The organism is Roseateles sp. GW821-FHT09H10 (assembly GCF_059415865.1).
The window spans coordinates 181867-200349 of sequence record NZ_JBWKOB010000005.1; the positions used below are offsets into that span (position 1 = coordinate 181867).

The following is an 18483-nucleotide window of genomic DNA, read 5'->3' on the forward strand; positions in this document are numbered from 1 at the left end:
CTCTTATTTCGTTTTCGCGAGCAGCTTCTTGCGCTGCTCGGTGAAGTGCCACCACGGCTGGGCGGGCCCGCCGTTCATGAAGTCGTGCGCGGCCATGAAGGTGTCGAGCACGCAGGGGTCGTGCAGCCGGCCCTGGGCGTCGCGCAGGCGGTCGTAGGTCTTGAAGGGGTCCATGGCCTTCACATGTGCGGGCGTCGGCAAACCCAGGCCCACCAGGTCGGCGGCCATGGCCTTGCCGATGTTGGGGATGTCGGTGAGCTTGAAGGCCTCGGCGGCGCAACTGGCCTTGTTCATGGCAGCGCCTCACCGTCGCGCAGCCGCTCGGGCAGGTACAGCCGGTCGCCGCAATCGCCTTGCGTGCAGGGCAACTGGGCCACCAGCTGCAGATGCAGGCCGGCGGGCAGGTCGGCGTCCGTATTGGGCAAGCGCCCCAACACCTTGACGGCCAGCAAGCGAGCACCGGGCTCCCATTTCGCCAGGCCCTCGCCCTCGATCAGGGCATAGGGGCTCTGGTAGCCGCTGTTGATGCCCACCACGCGTGCACGCGTCGGCGCGACCACTTCGTCCAGACGCGCGGCTGTCAAAACCAGCTGGCCCTGATAGCGGAAGGGGTTCTGGCCCAACGATGACAGGCTGACCCACACCGCGGCGCCGGTCGGCTTGGCGAAAGCCTTCAGGCCCTGTGCATTCGCCAGCTTCTGCGCGTCCCGCTCTTCGCGCTCCTTGCGCTGGCGCTGCTGGCTGGCCACGCTGTTGCTGTACTGGTTGAAATCCTTGCCAGCGTCCAGCGGCAGCGAGGCCTCGACGACGATGCCCTTGGGGTTGCCGTATGGATCCATCTCCAGCTCGGCCTGCGGCGCCATCCGCACGCGGACATGGCTGCGTTCGCCGCCCGGCCGGCCGCGCTCGCGCAGGCGGTCATCGCCGCAGCGCAGTTTCAGCTTGTCCAGGGCTGAGCGCAGCATCTGCCTGGCCACGTCGTCTGACACCAGCGCGGCACCGTCGGCCTGCAGCACGAACAAGGTGTCCGGCTTGCACGGATCGGGATATCGGGCCAGCTCGCTGGTGGCCTCCACGGCCAGCCGTGGGCTCATGCCTTCGAGCTTGGGCAGAGGGCCGAGGTCGAAGAGCACGTTGTCACCCCGCAGCGCACGCGCCTTGAGGCCTTGCGAGGGCTCGGGCAGATAGACGCCGGCACTGAAGCGCCCCGCCCATTCCTCGCGATGCGTAGGCGCGTTCTTCAGCGTCCAGATGGCCTTGCCCTGGCCCTCGGCGAGCCCCTCGCGGCAGGCGCCCTGGTAGCTGAAGATGTAGTCGCTGCTGGCCAGATAGGCCGGTGCCGAGACCGCACAGCCGCTGGCCGGGTCCTTGTGCTGGGCCGCCTGCGCCTGGGCGGCCAGGCCGACCGCCAGCGCCAACCACCACGGCGTCTTCACAGCGGGATGTTCCCGTGCTTGCGCCACGGGTTCTCCAGCTTCTTGTCTTTCAGCATCGACAGGCTGCGGCAGATGCGCTTGCGTGTCTCGTGGGGCTGGATGACGTCGTCGATGAAGCCGCGCGCGCCGGCCACGAAGGGGTTGGCGAAGCGGGCCTTGTATTCGGCCTCGCGCTCGGCCAGCTTGGCGGGGTCCTTCTTGTCCTCGCGGAAGATGATCTCCACCGCGCCCTTGGCGCCCATCACGGCGATCTCGGCGTTGGGCCAGGCGAAGTTGACGTCGCCGCGCAGGTGCTTGGAGGCCATCACGTCATAGGCGCCGCCGTAGGCCTTGCGCGTGATGACGGTGATCTTGGGCACGGTGCATTCGGCATAGGCATAGAGCAGCTTGGCGCCGTGCTTGATGATGCCGCCATATTCCTGCGAGGTGCCGGGCATGAAGCCGGGCACGTCGACGAAGGTGACGACCGGGATGTTGAACGCGTCGCAGAAGCGCACGAAGCGCGCTGCTTTGATGCTGCTCTTGATGTCCAGGCAGCCGGCCAGCACCAGGGGCTGGTTGGCGACGATGCCCACCGTCTGGCCTTCCATGCGCGCAAAGCCGGTGACGATGTTCTTGGCGTAGTCGGGCTGCAACTCGAAGAAGTCGCCGTCGTCGACGACCTTGAGGATCAGCTCCTTGATGTCGTAGGGCTTGTTGGGGTTGTCAGGCACCAGGGTGTCCAGCGACAGGTCCAGGCGCGTGGCCGGGTCGCCGCTCGGGCGGCAAGGCGCCTTCTCCCGGTTGGACAGCGGCAGGTAGTTGAAGAAGCGGCGCAGCATCAGCAGCGCCTCCACATCGTTCTCGAAGGCCAGGTCGGCCACGCCGCTGCGGCTGTTGTGCGTGGTCGCGCCGCCCAGCTCTTCGGCCGTCACTTCCTCGTGCGTCACCGTCTTCACGACCTCGGGGCCGGTGACGAACATATAGCTGCTGTCCTTCACCATGAAGATGAAGTCCGTCATCGCAGGCGAATAGACCGCGCCGCCGGCGCAGGGGCCCATGATCATGCTGATCTGCGGGATGACGCCCGAGGCCATGACGTTCTTCTGGAAAACGTCGGCATAGCCGCCCAGCGAGGCGACGCCCTCCTGGATACGCGCGCCGCCCGAATCGTTCAGGCCGATGACGGGAGCGCCGACCTTCATGGCCTGGTCCATCACCTTGCAGATCTTCTCGGCGTGCGACTCGGACAGCGCACCGCCGAAGACGGTGAAGTCCTGGCTGAAGGCGAAGGCCAGGCGGCCGTTGATCATGCCGTAGCCGGTCACGACGCCGTCGCCGGGGATCTTGTTGTCGGCCATGCCGAAGTCGACGCAACGGTGCTCGACGAACATGTCCCATTCCTCGAAGCTGCCTTCGTCGAACAGCAGTTCCAGCCGCTCGCGAGCGGTCAGCTTGCCCTTGGCGTGCTGGGCGGCGATGCGCTTCTCGCCACCGCCGAGCCGGGCGCGGGCGCGCTTGGCTTCAAGTGCTTGCAGGATGTCTTGCATATCGGTTCAACCCTCGAACGGGAAATTGATCTCCACGCCATTGCCGGCGGGGTCTTGGAAGAAGAACTGGTGCTGGCCGGTGACGGCCGAGCGGGATTCATGGAAGCGCACGCCCAAGGAGCGGAGCTTGGTGGCCGTCGCGACGGGGTCGGTGCCGTGGAAGGCCGTGTGGTCGTAGGTCGTCGGCGCTGCCGGATCGACAGGGCCGCGCAAGGGCTCGTCGGCGCGCTGGGTCGACAGGTGCACGATGGGGTGGCCGCCGGCATAGAGCCAGAAGCCCGGGCTGCCGAAGTCCGGCCGTGGGCCCTGCTCCAGGCCGAGCGCGTCGCGGTAGAAGTCGCGCAGCACGACAAGCAGGTCGGCCGGGGCGCGCAGATTGATGTGATGCAGGCCGGTGATCAAGTGGGGCTCCTGAAGGCGGCCAGCAACTGGCGTGCCGCGGTCGACGCAGGTGTACGCCCTTCGCGCACGGCGGCCGTGGCGGCGTCGAGCTGGCCCTTGACGGCAGGATGCGCCACAAAGGCCTGCCTGAGCCCCGACTGGATGCGCTCCCACATCCACGCCAGCGACTGCTCGCGGCGCTTGGCGCTCCAGGCGCCGCTGGCCTCGCGCTCTTTGCGCAAGGCGCTCAGCGCGGCCCACACCGGCTCGATGCCGCTGGACTTCAACGCGCTGACCTTCATCACGCGCTGCGTGGCATGCGCATGCGTGGGCAGCAGCCGAAGCGCCGACGTGATCTGGGCCTGGGCTCGCGTGGCCGCCACATCGTCGATATCGGCCTTGTTGATGACGACGAGGTCGGCCAGTTCCATGACGCCCTTCTTGATGGCCTGCAGGTCGTCGCCCGCATTGGGCAGTTGCAGCAGCAGATAGAGGTCGGTCATGCCCGCCACGGCGGTCTCGCTCTGGCCGACGCCGACGGTCTCGACGATGACGACGTCATAGCCCGCCGCCTCGCACAGCAGCATGGCCTCGCGCGTCTTCTCGGCCACACCGCCCAGGGTGCCGCTGCTGGGGCTGGGGCGGATGAAGGCGCGCAGGTCCATGGAGAGCTTCTCCATGCGCGTCTTGTCGCCCAGGATGGCGCCGCCGGACAAAGTGCTGGACGGGTCCACCGTCAGCACGGCGACGCGATGGCCCTGCTCCAGCAGAAACATGCCGAAGGCCTCGATGAAGGTGCTCTTGCCCACGCCTGGCACGCCCGAGATGCCCAGGCGCAGCGCGCCGCCGGTGGTCGGCATCAGCTCGGTCAGCAGCGCATCGGCCTGCTCGCGGTGGTCGACCCGGGTGGACTCGATCAGCGTGATGGCCTTGGCCAGCGCGCGGCGGTCACCGGCTTGCAGCGGCGCGCTCAGGCTCAAGCAGCCTCCCAGCGGTATTCGATGTCGAAGTCCTGTTGCTCGACGACCTTGAAGCCGTGGCGCAGATAGAAATCATTGGCGCGGCTTTCGCGCAGCGCGGCCAGCGTGATCGGCAGGCCTTGCGACTTGATCTGTTCCAGCACCCAGGCGCCGACGCCCTGCCCTTGCGCGGCCGGCCGCAGATAGAGGTGATGCAGGCGCAACTCGCCCTCGCGCGGCTCGACGGTGAAATAGCCGACACGCTCGCCATCCAAAACCAGATGCTGCATCCACTCCGGACGGAACTGGCTCTTCAGCCGCGCCCGCGCCACTTCGGGGTTGAAGCGGCCCAGCCGCTCCAGGCTCTCGCGCAGCGCCTCGATGCGCAGGGCCAGCATGGCCTCGAAGTCGGCGTCGGCGACCGGCGCCAGCGTCGGTGTCATCAGGCCGCCACCTTGATGCGGATCTGCTCCAGCACATCCTTGGCGCTGGCCGGAATCGGCGTGCCCGGGCCGTAGACGCCCTTGACGCCGGCTTGGTAGAGGAAGTCGTAATCCTGGGCCGGGATGACGCCGCCGACGAAGACGATGATGTCGTCGGCACCCTGCTTCTTCAGCTCTTCGATGATGGCCGGCACCAGCGTCTTGTGGCCGGCGGCCAGCGTGGAGACGCCCACGGCGTGCACGTCATTCTCGATGGCCTGGCGGGCGCATTCCTCGGGGGTCTGGAAGAGCGGGCCGATGTCGACGTCAAAGCCAAGGTCGGCGAACGCGGTCGCGACGACCTTGGCGCCGCGGTCATGGCCGTCCTGGCCGAGCTTGGCGATCATCACGCGCGGGCGGCGGCCCTGTTCGTCGCCGAAGGCGGCGATCTCGCCCTGCAGCTTGGCCCAGCCCTCGGCCGAGTCGTAGGCGGCCGCATAGACGCCGCTGACCTTGTGCGTGTCGGCACGGTGGCGGCCGAAGACGGCCTCCAGCGCGTCGGACACCTCGCCCACCGTGGCACGCAGGCGCACGGCCTTGATGGCGAGGTCCAGCAGATTGCCTTCGCCGGTCTCGGCGGCCTGGGTCAACGCCGCCAGTGCGGCCTGGACGGCAGCCGTGTCACGCGTGGCCTTGATGCGCTTGAGCCGCTCGATCTGGCCGTCACGCACCTTCACGTTGTCGACGTCCAGGATGTCGATGGGGTCTTCCTTGGCCAGCTTGTATTTGTTGACGCCGACGATGACGTCCTGGCCGGAGTCGATGCGGGCCTGCTTTTCGGCGGCACTCGCCTCGATCTTCAGCTTGGCCCAGCCCGAGTCCACCGACTTGATCATGCCGCCCTGGGCATTCACTTCCTCGATGATCTCCCAGGCCTTGTCGGCCATGTCCTGGGTGAGCTTTTCCATCATGTAGCTGCCGGCCCAGGGGTCGACGACGCTGGTGATGTGGGTCTCTTCCTGGATGATGAGCTGGGTGTTGCGCGCGATGCGGCTGCTGAACTCGGTGGGCAGGGCGATGGCCTCGTCCAGCGAGTTGGTATGCAGGCTCTGCGTGCCGCCGAACACGGCGGCCATGGCTTCGATGGTGGTGCGCACCACGTTGTTGTACGGGTCCTGGGCGGTCAGGCTCCATCCCGAGGTCTGGCAGTGGGTGCGCAGCATCAGGCTCTTAGGCGCGGTCGCGCCGAAGCCCTTCATGATGCGGCACCACAAGAGCCGGGCGGCACGCATCTTGGCGATCTCGAGATAGAAGTTCATCCCGATGGCCCAGAAGAAGGACAGGCGCGGCGCGAAGTCGTCCACGCTCAGGCCCTTGGCCATGGCCGTCTTCACATACTCCTGGCCGTCGGCCAGCGTGAAGGCCAGTTCCAGCGCCTGGTTGGCGCCCGCCTCCTGCATGTGATAGCCGGAGATGGAGATGGAATTGAACTTGGGCATCTCCCGCGCCGTGTATTCGATGATGTCGCCGACGATGCGCATCGACGGCTCGGGCGGGTAGATATAGGTGTTGCGGACCATGAACTCCTTGAGGATGTCGTTCTGGATGGTCCCGGCCAGCTTGTCCTGGCTGACGCCCTGCTCTTCCGCCGCCACCACATAGCCGGCCAGCACCGGCAGCACGGCGCCGTTCATGGTCATGGAGACCGACACCTTGTCCAGCGGGATGCCGTCGAACAGGATCTTCATGTCCTCCACCGAATCGATGGCCACGCCGGCCTTGCCGACGTCGCCGGTCACGCGCGGGTGGTCGCTGTCATAGCCGCGGTGGGTGGCCAGGTCGAAGGCGACCGACACGCCCTGTCCGCCGGCGGCCAGGGCCTTGCGGTAGAAGGCATTGCTCTCCTCGGCGGTCGAGAAGCCGGCGTACTGGCGGATGGTCCAGGGCCGGGCGGCGTACATCGTCGCCTGCGGGCCACGCAAGAAGGGCTCGAAGCCGGGCAACGTGTCGGCATGCGGCAGGCCGGCGGTGTCGGCGGAGGTATAGAGCGGCTTGACGGTCAGGCCCTCGGGCGTGACCCAGTTGAGCGCGCTGACGTCGCCGCCGGGGGCCGACTTGGCGGCGGCCTTGTTCCACTGCTCCAGCGTGGCGGCATTGAACTCCGGGGTGCCCCCGGTGCGGCTGGCGTCCGACATCGAAACTCTCCTGTAACTGGGCCGGCATCATAGCCGGGTCGTTATTCATAATTATGAATTCAGAATCGCTACACTCGGCCCCATGCCCGCTGCCGGTTCCCTCGACCACGCTCCGCTCGCCGCCTCTGCTCTATATGAGCAGGTGGCCGACCGGCTGCGCCAGCAGATCCTGGCACGGGAACTGGAGCCGGGGGCCTGGATCGATGAACTGAAGCTCTGCGCGGAACTGGGCATCAGCCGCACGCCCATGCGCGAGGCCCTAAAGGTGTTGGCCGCCGAAGGCCTGGTGACGATGAAGCTGCGCCGCGGCGCCTATGTGACCGAGATGAGCGAGCGGGACGTCAGGGAAGCCTATCAACTGCTGTCCCTTCTAGAAAGTGACGCCGCGGCCGAAGTCGCCGTCCGGGCCAGCGACGCCGAGCTGCAGGAACTCGGCGGCCTGCATCGCGACCTGGAGGAAGCCCTGCCCGACCGCGACGCCTTCTTCGCCGCCAACGAACGCTTCCATCTGCGCGTGCTGGAGATCGACGGCAACCGCTGGAGGCTGCAGATCGTCGGCGACCTGCGCCGGCTGATGAAGCTCAACCGCCACCATTCGCTGTTCCGGGAGGGACGGCTGGCGGAGTCTTTGGAGGAGCACCGGGCCATCGTCAGGGCCTTGCTGTCGCGGGATGCGACGGCCTGCCGGACCCTGGTTTCAGCCCATTTTTGTAACGGACTGAGCGCGACGCAGACAGCTCCGTGAAAGCAAACGGGCGGTGCGTGAACTGCCACCGAAAGCCCGTCCTTATCGGCGAGTGACTTCGCTAAGTCCTTACTAGCATGGCGATTACTGGGTAGACCACCCCCGGTCTGAGTGTTCGGGCCGCGGTTGGCAGGCCCGTTTTTGGGCCATCCGGGCCGATTTGAGACTTTGTTCCTCAAGTCAAGCCAGGGTGACCCGATAACCGATCGAAGCACTTGAAATCTAGGGATACGACTGGCCTGCGCGCGACGGCTGGTTCTCCCTGGGTTGCAAGCCCTGCCCTTTCCCGAGGCAGCGGCCGTCAGAACAGCAGGTAGAAAACCATGGCAAGCATCGTCCCCTTCATTCCGGTTTCGAAGATCCCCGGCCTGACGACCACGTCGATCCGGGATTTCACGACCGAGGACTGGGCTGCCTTCAGCACCGACCAGCTGATTGCCCTGACCACCATCCAGGCCGCTGTGATCACATCCAGCGGCCTTTCTGTCTTGAGCAGCGACCAGCTGCGGGCCTTCCAGACCGAGGATCTGCGCGCCATCTCGACGGCCTCCATCGGCGGCTTCAACTCCGACCAGATCGGTGCCTTCACGACCGAGCAGGTCCAGGCCTTCAGCACCGGCCAGATCCAACAGCTCAGCACCGCCCAGCTGCGCGGCCTGAATGCCGCCGACATGGTGGCCCTGACCACCGCCCAGGTCGGCGCCCTGACGTCGGCCCAGGCCAAGGGCCTGTCGACCGACCAGCTGTCGGCCATGGAGGCGTCGGACGTCCGCTTCCTGACGACGGGCGCCCTGCGCGCCCTGACCAGCACCCAGCTCGACGGCCTGACCAGCGACCAGCTGCGCGGCCTCTCGTCCAGCCAGATCATGGCCATGACGACGGCCCAGGTCAGCACGCTGAACACCGATGACCTCAACAGCCTGGGCACCGACCAGGTCAACAAGCTCACCACCGCCCAGGTCCAGTCGCTGACGGCTTCCCAGCTCAGCCACCTGACGACGGACAGCCTGAACGCCATGGGCTCGGCCCAGTTCGCGTCGCTGTCGTCCAGCCAGGTCGCCTCGCTGACCACCGACCAGCTGCCCAAGATGGAGACGGCGGACCTGCGCGCCATCACGACGACCGCCCTGCGCGGCCTGAGCTCCGACCAGATCCAGTCGCTGAGCTCCGACGAGGTCGCCAGCCTGAGCACGGCCCAGATCGGCGCCCTGCTGACGGCCCAGATCCAGGGCCTGGAAGCCGCCGACATGGCCGCCATGGACACGGCCCAGATCGCCGTGCTGAGCTCGGCCCAGGCCCAGTCGCTGAACACCGACCAGCTGTCGGCCATCGAGGCCGGCGACATGCGCTCGCTGACGACGGGCGCCCTGCGCGCCCTGTCCAGCACCCAGCTCGACGCCCTGACCAGCGACCAGCTGCGCGGCCTGACTTCCGGCCAGATCAACTCGCTGACCACCGCCCAGGTCAGCACGCTGAACACGGACGACCTGAACAGCCTCTCGTCCGACCAGTTCAACAAGCTCTCGACCGCCCAGGTCCAGGCGCTGACGGCCAGCCAGCTCAGCCACCTGACGACGGACAGCCTGAACGCCATGGGCTCGGCCCAGTTCGCGACCCTGTCCTCGGCCCAGTTCAGCGCGCTGACCACTGATCAGCTGTCGGCCCTGGAAACCGCCGACCTGCGCGCCGTCACGACGACGGCCCTGCGCGGCCTGTCTTCCGACCAGATCCAGTCGCTGACTTCCGATGAGGTCGGCTCGCTGAGCACCGGCCAGATCGCCGCGCTGACGACCGCCCAGGTCAAGGGCCTGGAGGCCGGCGACATGACGGCCCTGGGCACCGCCCAGGTCGCGGCCCTGAGCTCGGCCCAGGCCCAGGCCCTCTCCACCGACCAGCTGTCGGCCATCGAAGCGGCCGACATGAAGTCGCTGACGACGGCCGCCCTGCGCGCCCTGTCCAGCACCCAGCTCGACGGCCTGACCTCCGACCAGCTGCGCGGCCTGACCTCCGGCCAGGTCAATTCGCTGACCACGGCCCAGGTCAGCACCCTGAACACCGACGACCTGAACAGCCTGGCGTCCGACCAGTTCAACAAGCTGTCCACGGCCCAGGTCCAGGCGCTGACGACGACCCAGCTCAGCAACCTGACCACGGACAACCTGAACGCCCTGGGCACGGCCCAGTTCGCGACCCTGTCCTCCAGCCAGTTCGGTTCGCTGACGACCGATCAGCTGTCCAAGATGGAGTCGGCCGACCTGCGCTCGGTCACGACGGCCGCCCTGCGCGGCCTGTCCTCCGACCAGATCCAGTCCCTGGCCTCCGACGTGGTGGCCAGCCTGACGACCGCCCAGATCGGCGCGCTGACGACCAGCCAGGTCAAGGGCCTGGAAGCCGCCGACATGGCCGCCCTGGGTACCGCCCAGGTCGCCGCCCTGAGCTCGGCCCAGGCCGCGGCCCTGTCCACCGACCAGCTGTCCGCCATCGAGGCGGCCGACATGAAGTCGCTGACGACGGGCGCCCTGCGCGCCCTGACCAGCACCCAGCTTGACGGCCTGACCAGCGACCAGCTGCGCGCCCTGTCGTCCGGCCAGATCAATGCGCTGACCACCGACCAGGTCCGCACGCTCAACACGGACGACCTCAACGTCCTGACCTCCGACCAGTTCAACAAGCTGTCGACCGCCCAAGTCCAGGTGCTGACGACGGCCCAGCTCAGCAACCTGACCTCGGACAGCCTGAACGCCATGGGCTCGGCCCAGTTCGCCACGCTGTCCTCGACGCAGTTCGGTTCGCTGACGACCGACCAGCTCTCCACGCTGGAGACGGCCGACCTGCGTGCCGTCACGACCGGCGCCCTGCGCGGCCTGTCTTCCGACCAGGTCCAGGCGCTGACCTCCGATGAAGTCGCCAGCCTCAGCACCGCCCAGATCGGCGCGCTGACGACCGGCCAGATCCAGGGCCTGCAGGGCGTCGACATGACGGCCCTGTCCACCGCCCAGGTCGCCGTGCTCAGCTCGGCCCAGGCCCAGTCGCTGAACACCGACCAGCTGTCGGCCATCGAAGCGGCCGACATGAAGTCGCTGACGACGGCCGCCCTGCGCGCCCTGAGCAGCACCCAGCTCGACGGCCTGACCAGCGACCAGCTGCGCGCCCTGTCGTCCAGCCAGATCAACTCGCTGACGACGGCCCAGGTCAGCACGCTGAACACCGACGACCTCAACGTCCTGACGTCCGACCAGTTCAACAAGCTGTCGACGGCCCAGGTGCAGGCGCTGACGACCAGCCAGCTCAGCAACCTGACGACGGACAACCTCAATGCGATGGGCTCGGCCCAGTTCGCCACGCTGTCCTCCGGCCAGTTCGGCTCGCTGACGACCGACCAGCTGTCCAAGCTGGAAACGGCCGACCTGCGTGCCATCACGACGGGCGCCCTGCGCGGCCTCTCCTCCGACCAGGTCCTGTCGCTGACTTCTGACGAAGTCGCCAGCCTGAGCACGGCCCAGATCAGCGCGCTGACCACCGGCCAGATCCAGGGCCTGGAAGCCGCCGACATGGCCGCCCTGTCCACCGCCCAGGTCGCCGTGCTGAGCTCGGCCCAGGCCCAGTCGCTCTCCACCGACCAGCTGTCGGCCATCGAAGCCGCCGACATGCGCTCGCTGACCACGGCCGCCCTGCGTGCCCTGTCCAGCACCCAGATCGATGCGCTGACCAGCGACCAGCTGCGCGGCCTCACCAGCACCCAGCTGAATGCGCTGACCACGGCCCCGCAGGTCGTCGGCCTGAACACGGACGACCTCAACGTCCTGACGACCGACCAGATCGCCCGCCTGTCGACCACGCAGATCCAGGCGCTGACGACCACCCAGCTCAGCAACCTCGCCACCGACAGCCTGAACGCGATGGGCTCGGCCCAGTTCGCGACGCTGTCCTCCGGCCAGTTCGGTTCGCTGACCACCGACCAGCTGTCCCGCATGGAGACGGCCGACCTGCGCTCGGTCACGACCGGCGCCCTGCGCGGCCTGTCCTCCGACCAGGTGCAGTCGCTGACCTCCGATGAAGTCGGCTCCCTGTCGACGGCCCAGATCGCCGCGCTGACGACGGCCCAGGTCAAGGGCCTGGAAGCGGCCGACATGACGGCCCTGGGCACCGCCCAGGTCGCCGCGCTGAGCTCGGCCCAGGCCGCGGCTCTCTCCACCGACCAGTTGTCGGCCATCGAGGCCGCCGACATGCGCTCGCTGACGACGGCCGCCCTGCGCGCCCTGACCAGCACCCAGCTCGACGGCCTGACGTCCGACCAGCTGCGCGCCCTGTCGTCCAGCCAGATCACGGCGCTGACCACCGACCAGGTCCGCACGCTGAACACGGACGACCTCAACGTCCTGACGTCCGACCAGTTCAACAAGCTCTCCACCGCCCAGGTGCAGGTGCTGACGACGACCCAGCTGAGCAACCTGACGACGGACAACCTCAATGCGATGGGCTCGGCCCAGTTCGCGACGCTGTCGTCCACGCAGTTCGGTTCGCTGACCTCCGACCAGTTGCCCAAGATGGAGACGGCCGACCTGCGCGCCGTCACGACGGGCGCCCTGCGCGGCCTGAATTCCGACCAGATCCAGAGCCTGACCTCGGATGAGGTCGCCGGCCTGTCGACGGGCCAGATCGGCACGCTGACGACCGCCCAGATCCAGGGCCTGGAAGCCGCCGACATGGCGGCCCTGGGCACCGCCCAGGTCGCCGTGCTGACTTCGGCCCAGGCCCAGTCGCTGAACACCGACCAGCTGTCGGCCATCGACGCCGCCGACATGAAGTCGCTGACCACGGCCGCCCTGCGCGCGCTGTCCAGCACCCAGCTCGACAGCCTCACGTCCGACCAGCTGCGCGCCCTGTCTTCCAGCCAGATCGCCTCGCTGACGACGGCCCAGGTCAGCACACTGAACACGGATGACCTCAACACCCTGGCCACCGACCAGTTCAACAAGCTGACCACCGGCCAGGTCCAGTCGCTGACGACGACCCAGCTCGGCAATCTGTCGACGGACAACCTCAACGCCCTGGGTTCTTCCCAGTTCGCCACGCTGTCGTCCAGCCAGTTCGCCGCGCTGACGACCGACCAGCTGTCCCGCATGGAGACGGCCGACCTGCGCGCCGTCACGACCAACGCGCTGCGCGGCCTGTCCTCCGACCAGATCCAGTCGCTGACCTCGGATGAGATCGCCAGCCTGAGCACCGGCCAGATCGGTTCCCTGCTGACGGCCCAGATCCAGGGCCTGGAAGCCGCCGACATGTCGGCCCTGTCCACCGCCCAGGTCGCCGTGCTGAGCTCGGCCCAGGCCCAGTCGCTGAACACCGACCAGCTGTCCGCCATCGACGCGGGCGACATGCGCGCACTGACCACGGGCGCCCTGCGCGCCCTGTCCAGCACCCAGCTCGACGCCCTGACCAGCGACCAGCTGCGCGGCCTGACCAGCACCCAGCTGAACGCGCTGACGACCAGCCCGCAGGTCGTCAACCTGAACACCGATGACCTGAATGTCCTGACGACGGACCAGATCGCCCGCCTGTCGACGACGCAGATCCAGGCGCTGACGACCACCCAGCTCAGCAACCTGGCCACCGACAGCCTGAACGCCATGGGCACGGCCCAGTTCGCCACGCTGTCCTCCGCCCAGTTCGGCTCGCTGACGACCGACCAGCTGTCGCGCCTCGAGACGGCCGACCTGCGCGCCGTCACGACCAACGCGCTGCGCGGCCTGTCCTCCGACCAGATCCAGTCCCTGACCTCGGATGAGGTGGCCAGCCTGTCCACCGGCCAGATCGCCGCGCTGACGACCGCCCAGGTCAAGGGCCTGGAAGCCGCCGACATGTCGGCCATCGGCACCGCCCAGGTCGCCGCGCTGAACTCGGCCCAGGCCCAGGCCCTGAACACCGACCAGCTGTCCGCCATCGACGCCGCCGACATGCGCGCGCTGACGACGGCCACGCTGCGTGCCCTGTCCAGCACCCAGCTCGACGGCCTCACCAGCGACCAGCTGCGCGGCCTGACCAGCACCCAGCTGAACTCGCTGACCACCAACCCGCAGGTCATCAGCATCAACACGGACGACCTCAACGTCCTGACGACCGACCAGATCGCCCGCCTGTCCACGGGCCAGATCCAGGCGCTGACGACCGTCCAGCTCAGCAACCTCGCCACCGACAGCCTGAACGCCATGGGCACGGCCCAGTTCGCCACGCTGTCCTCCAGCCAGGTCGGCTCGCTGACGACCGACCAGCTCTCCCGCATGGAGACGGCCGACCTGCGTGCAGTCACCACCGCCGCCCTGCGCGGCCTGAGCTCGGATCAGGTCCAGTCCCTGACCTCCGACGAGGTCGGCTCGATGTCGACGGCCCAGATCGCCACGCTGACGACCACCCAGGTCCAGGGCCTGGAAGCCGCCGACATGACGGCCCTGTCCACCGCCCAGGTCGCCGTGCTGAGCTCGGCCCAGGCCCAGTCGATGAACACCGACCAGCTGTCGGCCATCGAAGCCGCCGACATGCGCTCGCTGACGACGGCCGCCCTGCGCGCCCTGAGCAGCACCCAGCTCGACGGCCTGACGTCCGACCAGCTGCGCGCCTTGAGCTCGGGCCAGGTCAACTCGCTGACGACGGCCCAGGTCAGCACGCTGAACACCGACGACCTCAACGTCCTGACGTCCGACCAGTTCAACAAGCTGTCGACGGCCCAGGTGCAGGCGCTGACGACCACCCAGCTCAGCAACCTGGCCACAGACAACCTCAATGCGATGGGCACCGCCCAGTTCGCGACGCTGTCGTCCAGCCAGTTCGCCGCGCTGACCACCGACCAGCTGTCCAAGCTGGAGACGGCCGACCTGCGCGCCGTCACCACCGCCGCCCTGCGTGGCTTGTCCTCCGACCAGGTCCAGTCGCTGACCTCGGACGAGGTCGCCGGCCTCAGCACCGGCCAGATCGGCGCGCTGACGACCAGCCAGATCCAGGGCCTGGAGGCCGCCGACATGTCGGCCCTGTCCACCGCCCAGGTCGCCGTGCTCAGCTCGGCCCAGGCCCAGTCGCTGAACACCGACCAGCTGTCGGCCATCGACGCGGCCGACATGCGCTCGCTGACGACGGCCGCCCTGCGCGCCCTGAGCAGCACCCAGCTCGACGGCCTCACGTCCGACCAGCTGCGCGCCCTGTCCTCCGGCCAGGTCGCCGCCCTGACGACGGCCCAGGTCAGCACACTGAACACGGATGACCTCAACACCCTGGCCACCGACCAGTTCAACAAGCTGACCACCGGCCAGATCCAGTCGCTGACGACGACCCAGCTCGGCAATCTGTCGACGGACAACCTCAACGCCCTGGGTTCTTCCCAGTTCGCCACGCTGTCGTCCAGCCAGTTCGCCGCGCTGACGACCGACCAGCTGTCCCGCATGGAGACGGCCGACCTGCGCGCCGTCACCACCACCGCCCTGCGCGGCCTGTCCTCCGACCAGATCCAGTCGCTGACCTCCGATGAAGTGGCCAGCCTGTCCACCGGCCAGATCGCCGCGCTGACGACCGCGCAGATCCAGGGCCTGGAGGCTGCCGACATGGCGGCCCTGTCCACCGCCCAGGTCGCCGTGCTGAGCTCGGCCCAGGCCCAGTCCCTGTCGACCGACCAGCTGTCGGCCATCGATGCGGGCGACATGCGCTCCCTGACCACGGCCGCCCTGCGCGCCCTGTCCAGCACCCAGCTCGATGCCCTGACCAGCGACCAGCTGCGCGGCCTGAGCAGCACCCAGCTGAATGCGCTGACGACCAACCCGCAGGTCGTCAACCTGAACACGGATGACCTCAACGTCCTGACGACGGACCAGATCGCCCGCCTGTCGACCTCGCAGATCCAGGCGCTGACGACCAGCCAGCTCGCCAACCTGGCCACCGACAGCCTGAACGCCATGGGCTCGGCCCAGTTCGCCACGCTGTCGTCCAGCCAGTTCGGCGCCCTGACGACCGACCAGCTGTCCAGGCTGGAGACGGCCGACCTGCGCGCGGTGACGACCAATTCGCTGCGCGGCCTCTCCTCCGACCAGATCCAGTCGCTGACGTCCGACCATGTGTCCGGCCTGTCCACCGGCCAGATCGCGGCCCTGACGACGGCCCAGGTCAAGGGACTGGAAGCCGCCGACATGACGGCCCTGTCCACGGGCCAGGTCGCGGCGCTGAGCTCCGCCCAGGCCCAGAACCTGTCGACCGACCAGCTGTCCGCCATCGACGCGTCCGACATGCGCGCGCTGACGACGGCCACCCTGCGCGCGCTGTCCAGCGCCCAGCTCGACGGCCTGACCAGCGACCAGCTGCGCGGCTTGACCAGCGCCCAGCTGAATGCGCTGACCACCAGCCCGCAGATCGTCAATCTCAGCACTGACAACCTGAACGTGCTGACGACCGACCAGGTCGCACGCCTGTCGACGGGCCAGATCCAGGCGCTGACGACGACGCAGCTGAGCAACCTCGCCACCGACAGCCTGAACGCCATGGGCTCGGCCCAGTTCGCCACGCTGTCGTCCAACCAGTTCGCCTCGCTGACGACCGACCAGCTGTCCAAGCTGGAAACGGCCGACCTGCGCGCCGTCACGACGGCGGCCCTGCGCGGCCTGTCCTCGGATCAGGTGCTGTCGCTGACCTCGGAGGAAGTGGCCGGTCTGTCCACGGGCCAGATCGCCTCGCTGACCGCGACCCAGGTCAAGGGCTTGGAGGCCGCCGACATGACGGCCCTGGGCACCGCCCAGGTCGCCGTGCTGAGCTCGGCCCAGGCCCAGGCGCTCTCCACCGACCAGCTGTCGGCCATCGACGCCGGTGACATGCGCTTCCTGACGACGACGACGCTGCGCGCCCTGTCCAGCACCCAGCTGGACGGCCTGACCAGCGACCAGCTGCAGTCGCTGACGACGGCCCAGGTCAACTCGCTGACGACGGCCCAGCTGTCGACGCTGAACAGCGATGACCTGAACGCCTTCACGACCGACCAGTTCTCCCGCATGACGACGGGCCAGGTGCAGGCGCTGACGGCCGGCCAGCTGTCGAACATGACGACGGACGACCTGACCGCCTTCGGCACCCAGCACTTCGCCGTCATGAGCTCGACGCAGTTCGGCGCGCTGACGACCGACCAGCTGTCCAATCTGCAGACGGCCGACCTGCGCGCGGTGACGACGGCCGCCCTGTCCAGCCTCAGTTCCGACCAGATCGCCTCGCTGCAGACCGAGCACATCGCCGGGCTGAGCACCGCCCAGGTGATGTCGCTGTCCACTGCCCAGGTCCAGGGCCTGGCCCCGGCCGACCTGACGGCCATGGGCTCGGCCCAGGTCGCGGTGATGACCACCGCCCAGGTGAACTCGCTGTCCACCGACCAGATCGTGGCCATCGACTCCGATGACCTGGCCAGGCTGTCCTCGGCCTCGCTGCAGGCGATCAGCAACAACCAGCTGGGCGCCCTGACCACCGACCAGCTGACCGGCCTGGGCACCCGCGTGGCCGTGCTGACGACCAGCCAGATCACCAACCTGGCGACGGACGACCTCAACACCTTCACGACGGCCCAGTTCGCGGCGCTGACGACCAACCAGGTCAAGGCCTTCACGGTCTCGCAGATCGCGTCCCTGGAAACCGACGACCTGCGCGCGCTGACGACTGCCCATGTGGCGGCCATGAGCAACGCGCAGATCCAGGCCATCACCAGCGACCAGTTCGGCACACTGAAGGCGACCCAGATCACCGCCCTGACCTCGGTCCAGGCCGCCGCGCTGACGACCGCCCAGGTCAACAGCCTGACGACGGACCAGATCTCCGGCCTGGAGACCCGCGACATCGTCGCCATGAGCATGGCCCAGCTCGACGCGCTGCAAGGCACGACCTTCGGCGAGATGAGCGCGGCCCAGATGAACGCCTACTTCAATGTGACGCCCATCGTGCTCGACCTGGACGGCCACGGCGTCAACACGCTGGCCGCCGCACAAGGCGTCAACTTCGACCTGCTGGGCACCGGCCAGGTCAACAAGGTGGGCTGGGTGGCGGGCGGCGACGGCCTGCTCGTCATGGACCGCAACCACGACGGCCTCATCAACAACGGCGCCGAGCTGTTCGGCATGGGCACGGTGCTGGCCAATGGCAAGCACGCCAAGGACGGCTATGTCGCCATGGCCGAGCAGGACAGCAACCACGACGGCAAGCTCGATGCGCATGACGCCAACTGGAAGCAGCTGCAGGTCTGGGTCGACGCCAACCACGACGGCAAGACCGACGCCGGCGAGCTCAAGACCCTGGATGAGGCGGGCATCGCCTCGCTGGACCTGAACGCCGCCAAGGGCACGGGCACGGACAACGGCAACCTGATCGGCTTGGTGTCCGGCTACACGACGACCGACGGCAAGCAGCATGAAATGGCCGACGTCTGGTTCGCCAAGGACGTGCAGCCGCAGACGACCAGCGATGGCAAGGACGCGGCGGTTGGCCTGCAGGACCTGCTGGCGCCGCCGAGCGGCCCGCTGCTGGGCTCCGAGCATGTCGACCTGGCCAAGGCCGCCATCCCGAATCCGTCCGCCGACGCCCATCTCGCGGCCATCGACCGCAAGCTGGCCGAGGAAGACGAGCTGAGGCGCAACAACGGAGGCAGCTGGTTGTGACAACTGTGAAATCCTCCAGCGCCGGCGGGGGATCCCGCCGAACGGTCGGCCCGTGGCCGGGAAAGCCGGTCTTTTTGCCGGTTGACGTCACGGACTCGTCCCTAGCATGAAAACACGGGAGCCCTCCGTCTTGGCGCTCCGGTCGGGCT

At 68.0% G+C, this 18483-nt stretch carries 9 protein-coding genes; 2 read left to right on the forward strand and 7 right to left on the reverse strand.

Annotated elements, in window-relative coordinates; genetic code table 11:
• Positions 1-3 precede the first annotated feature (3 nt).
• The 7 genes from AC07OY_RS22085 to scpA are packed head-to-tail and all read right to left on the reverse strand — an operon-like array spanning position 4 to position 6922.
• Positions 4-294: a helix-hairpin-helix domain-containing protein gene (locus tag AC07OY_RS22085; protein ID WP_495044727.1), complete on the reverse strand. Its 291-nt coding sequence runs from the start codon at positions 292-294 to the stop codon at positions 4-6.
• Positions 291-1463, reverse strand: a complete 1173-nt coding sequence (locus tag AC07OY_RS22090; RefSeq protein WP_495044728.1) for a hypothetical protein — start codon at positions 1461-1463, stop codon at positions 291-293. The genes AC07OY_RS22085 and AC07OY_RS22090 overlap by 4 nt, the downstream gene beginning before the upstream one ends.
• The gene (locus AC07OY_RS22095) at positions 1433-2965 is read right to left on the reverse strand and encodes an acyl-CoA carboxylase subunit beta (RefSeq protein WP_495044729.1); all 1533 of its coding nucleotides are present in this window, start codon (positions 2963-2965) and stop codon (positions 1433-1435) included. Before AC07OY_RS22095 ends, AC07OY_RS22090 begins: the two co-directional genes overlap by 31 nt.
• Before the next feature lie 6 nt (positions 2966-2971).
• Positions 2972-3367, reverse strand: coding sequence for a VOC family protein (locus AC07OY_RS22100; protein WP_495044730.1), 396 nt, complete (start codon positions 3365-3367; stop codon positions 2972-2974).
• Positions 3364-4326, reverse strand: coding sequence for a methylmalonyl Co-A mutase-associated GTPase MeaB (meaB, locus tag AC07OY_RS22105; RefSeq protein ID WP_495044731.1), 963 nt, complete (start codon positions 4324-4326; stop codon positions 3364-3366). Before meaB ends, AC07OY_RS22100 begins: the two co-directional genes overlap by 4 nt.
• On the reverse strand, positions 4323-4748 hold the full coding sequence (locus tag AC07OY_RS22110) for a GNAT family N-acetyltransferase (RefSeq protein WP_495044732.1): 426 nt from the start codon (positions 4746-4748) through the stop codon (positions 4323-4325). The genes meaB and AC07OY_RS22110 overlap by 4 nt, the downstream gene beginning before the upstream one ends.
• On the reverse strand, positions 4748-6922 hold the full coding sequence (gene scpA, locus AC07OY_RS22115; protein WP_495044733.1) for a methylmalonyl-CoA mutase: 2175 nt from the start codon (positions 6920-6922) through the stop codon (positions 4748-4750). Before scpA ends, AC07OY_RS22110 begins: the two co-directional genes overlap by 1 nt.
• Before the next feature lie 82 nt (positions 6923-7004).
• On the opposite strand from scpA, the gene AC07OY_RS22120 reads away from it, so the two are divergent.
• Positions 7005-7667, forward strand: a complete 663-nt coding sequence (locus AC07OY_RS22120) for a GntR family transcriptional regulator (RefSeq protein WP_495044734.1) — start codon at positions 7005-7007, stop codon at positions 7665-7667.
• A gap of 323 nt (positions 7668-7990) precedes the next feature.
• Complete coding sequence (locus AC07OY_RS22125; RefSeq protein WP_495044735.1) at positions 7991-18334, forward strand: SPM autocatalytic domain-containing protein; 10344 nt, start codon at positions 7991-7993, stop codon at positions 18332-18334.
• Positions 18335-18483: the final 149 nt, after the last annotated feature.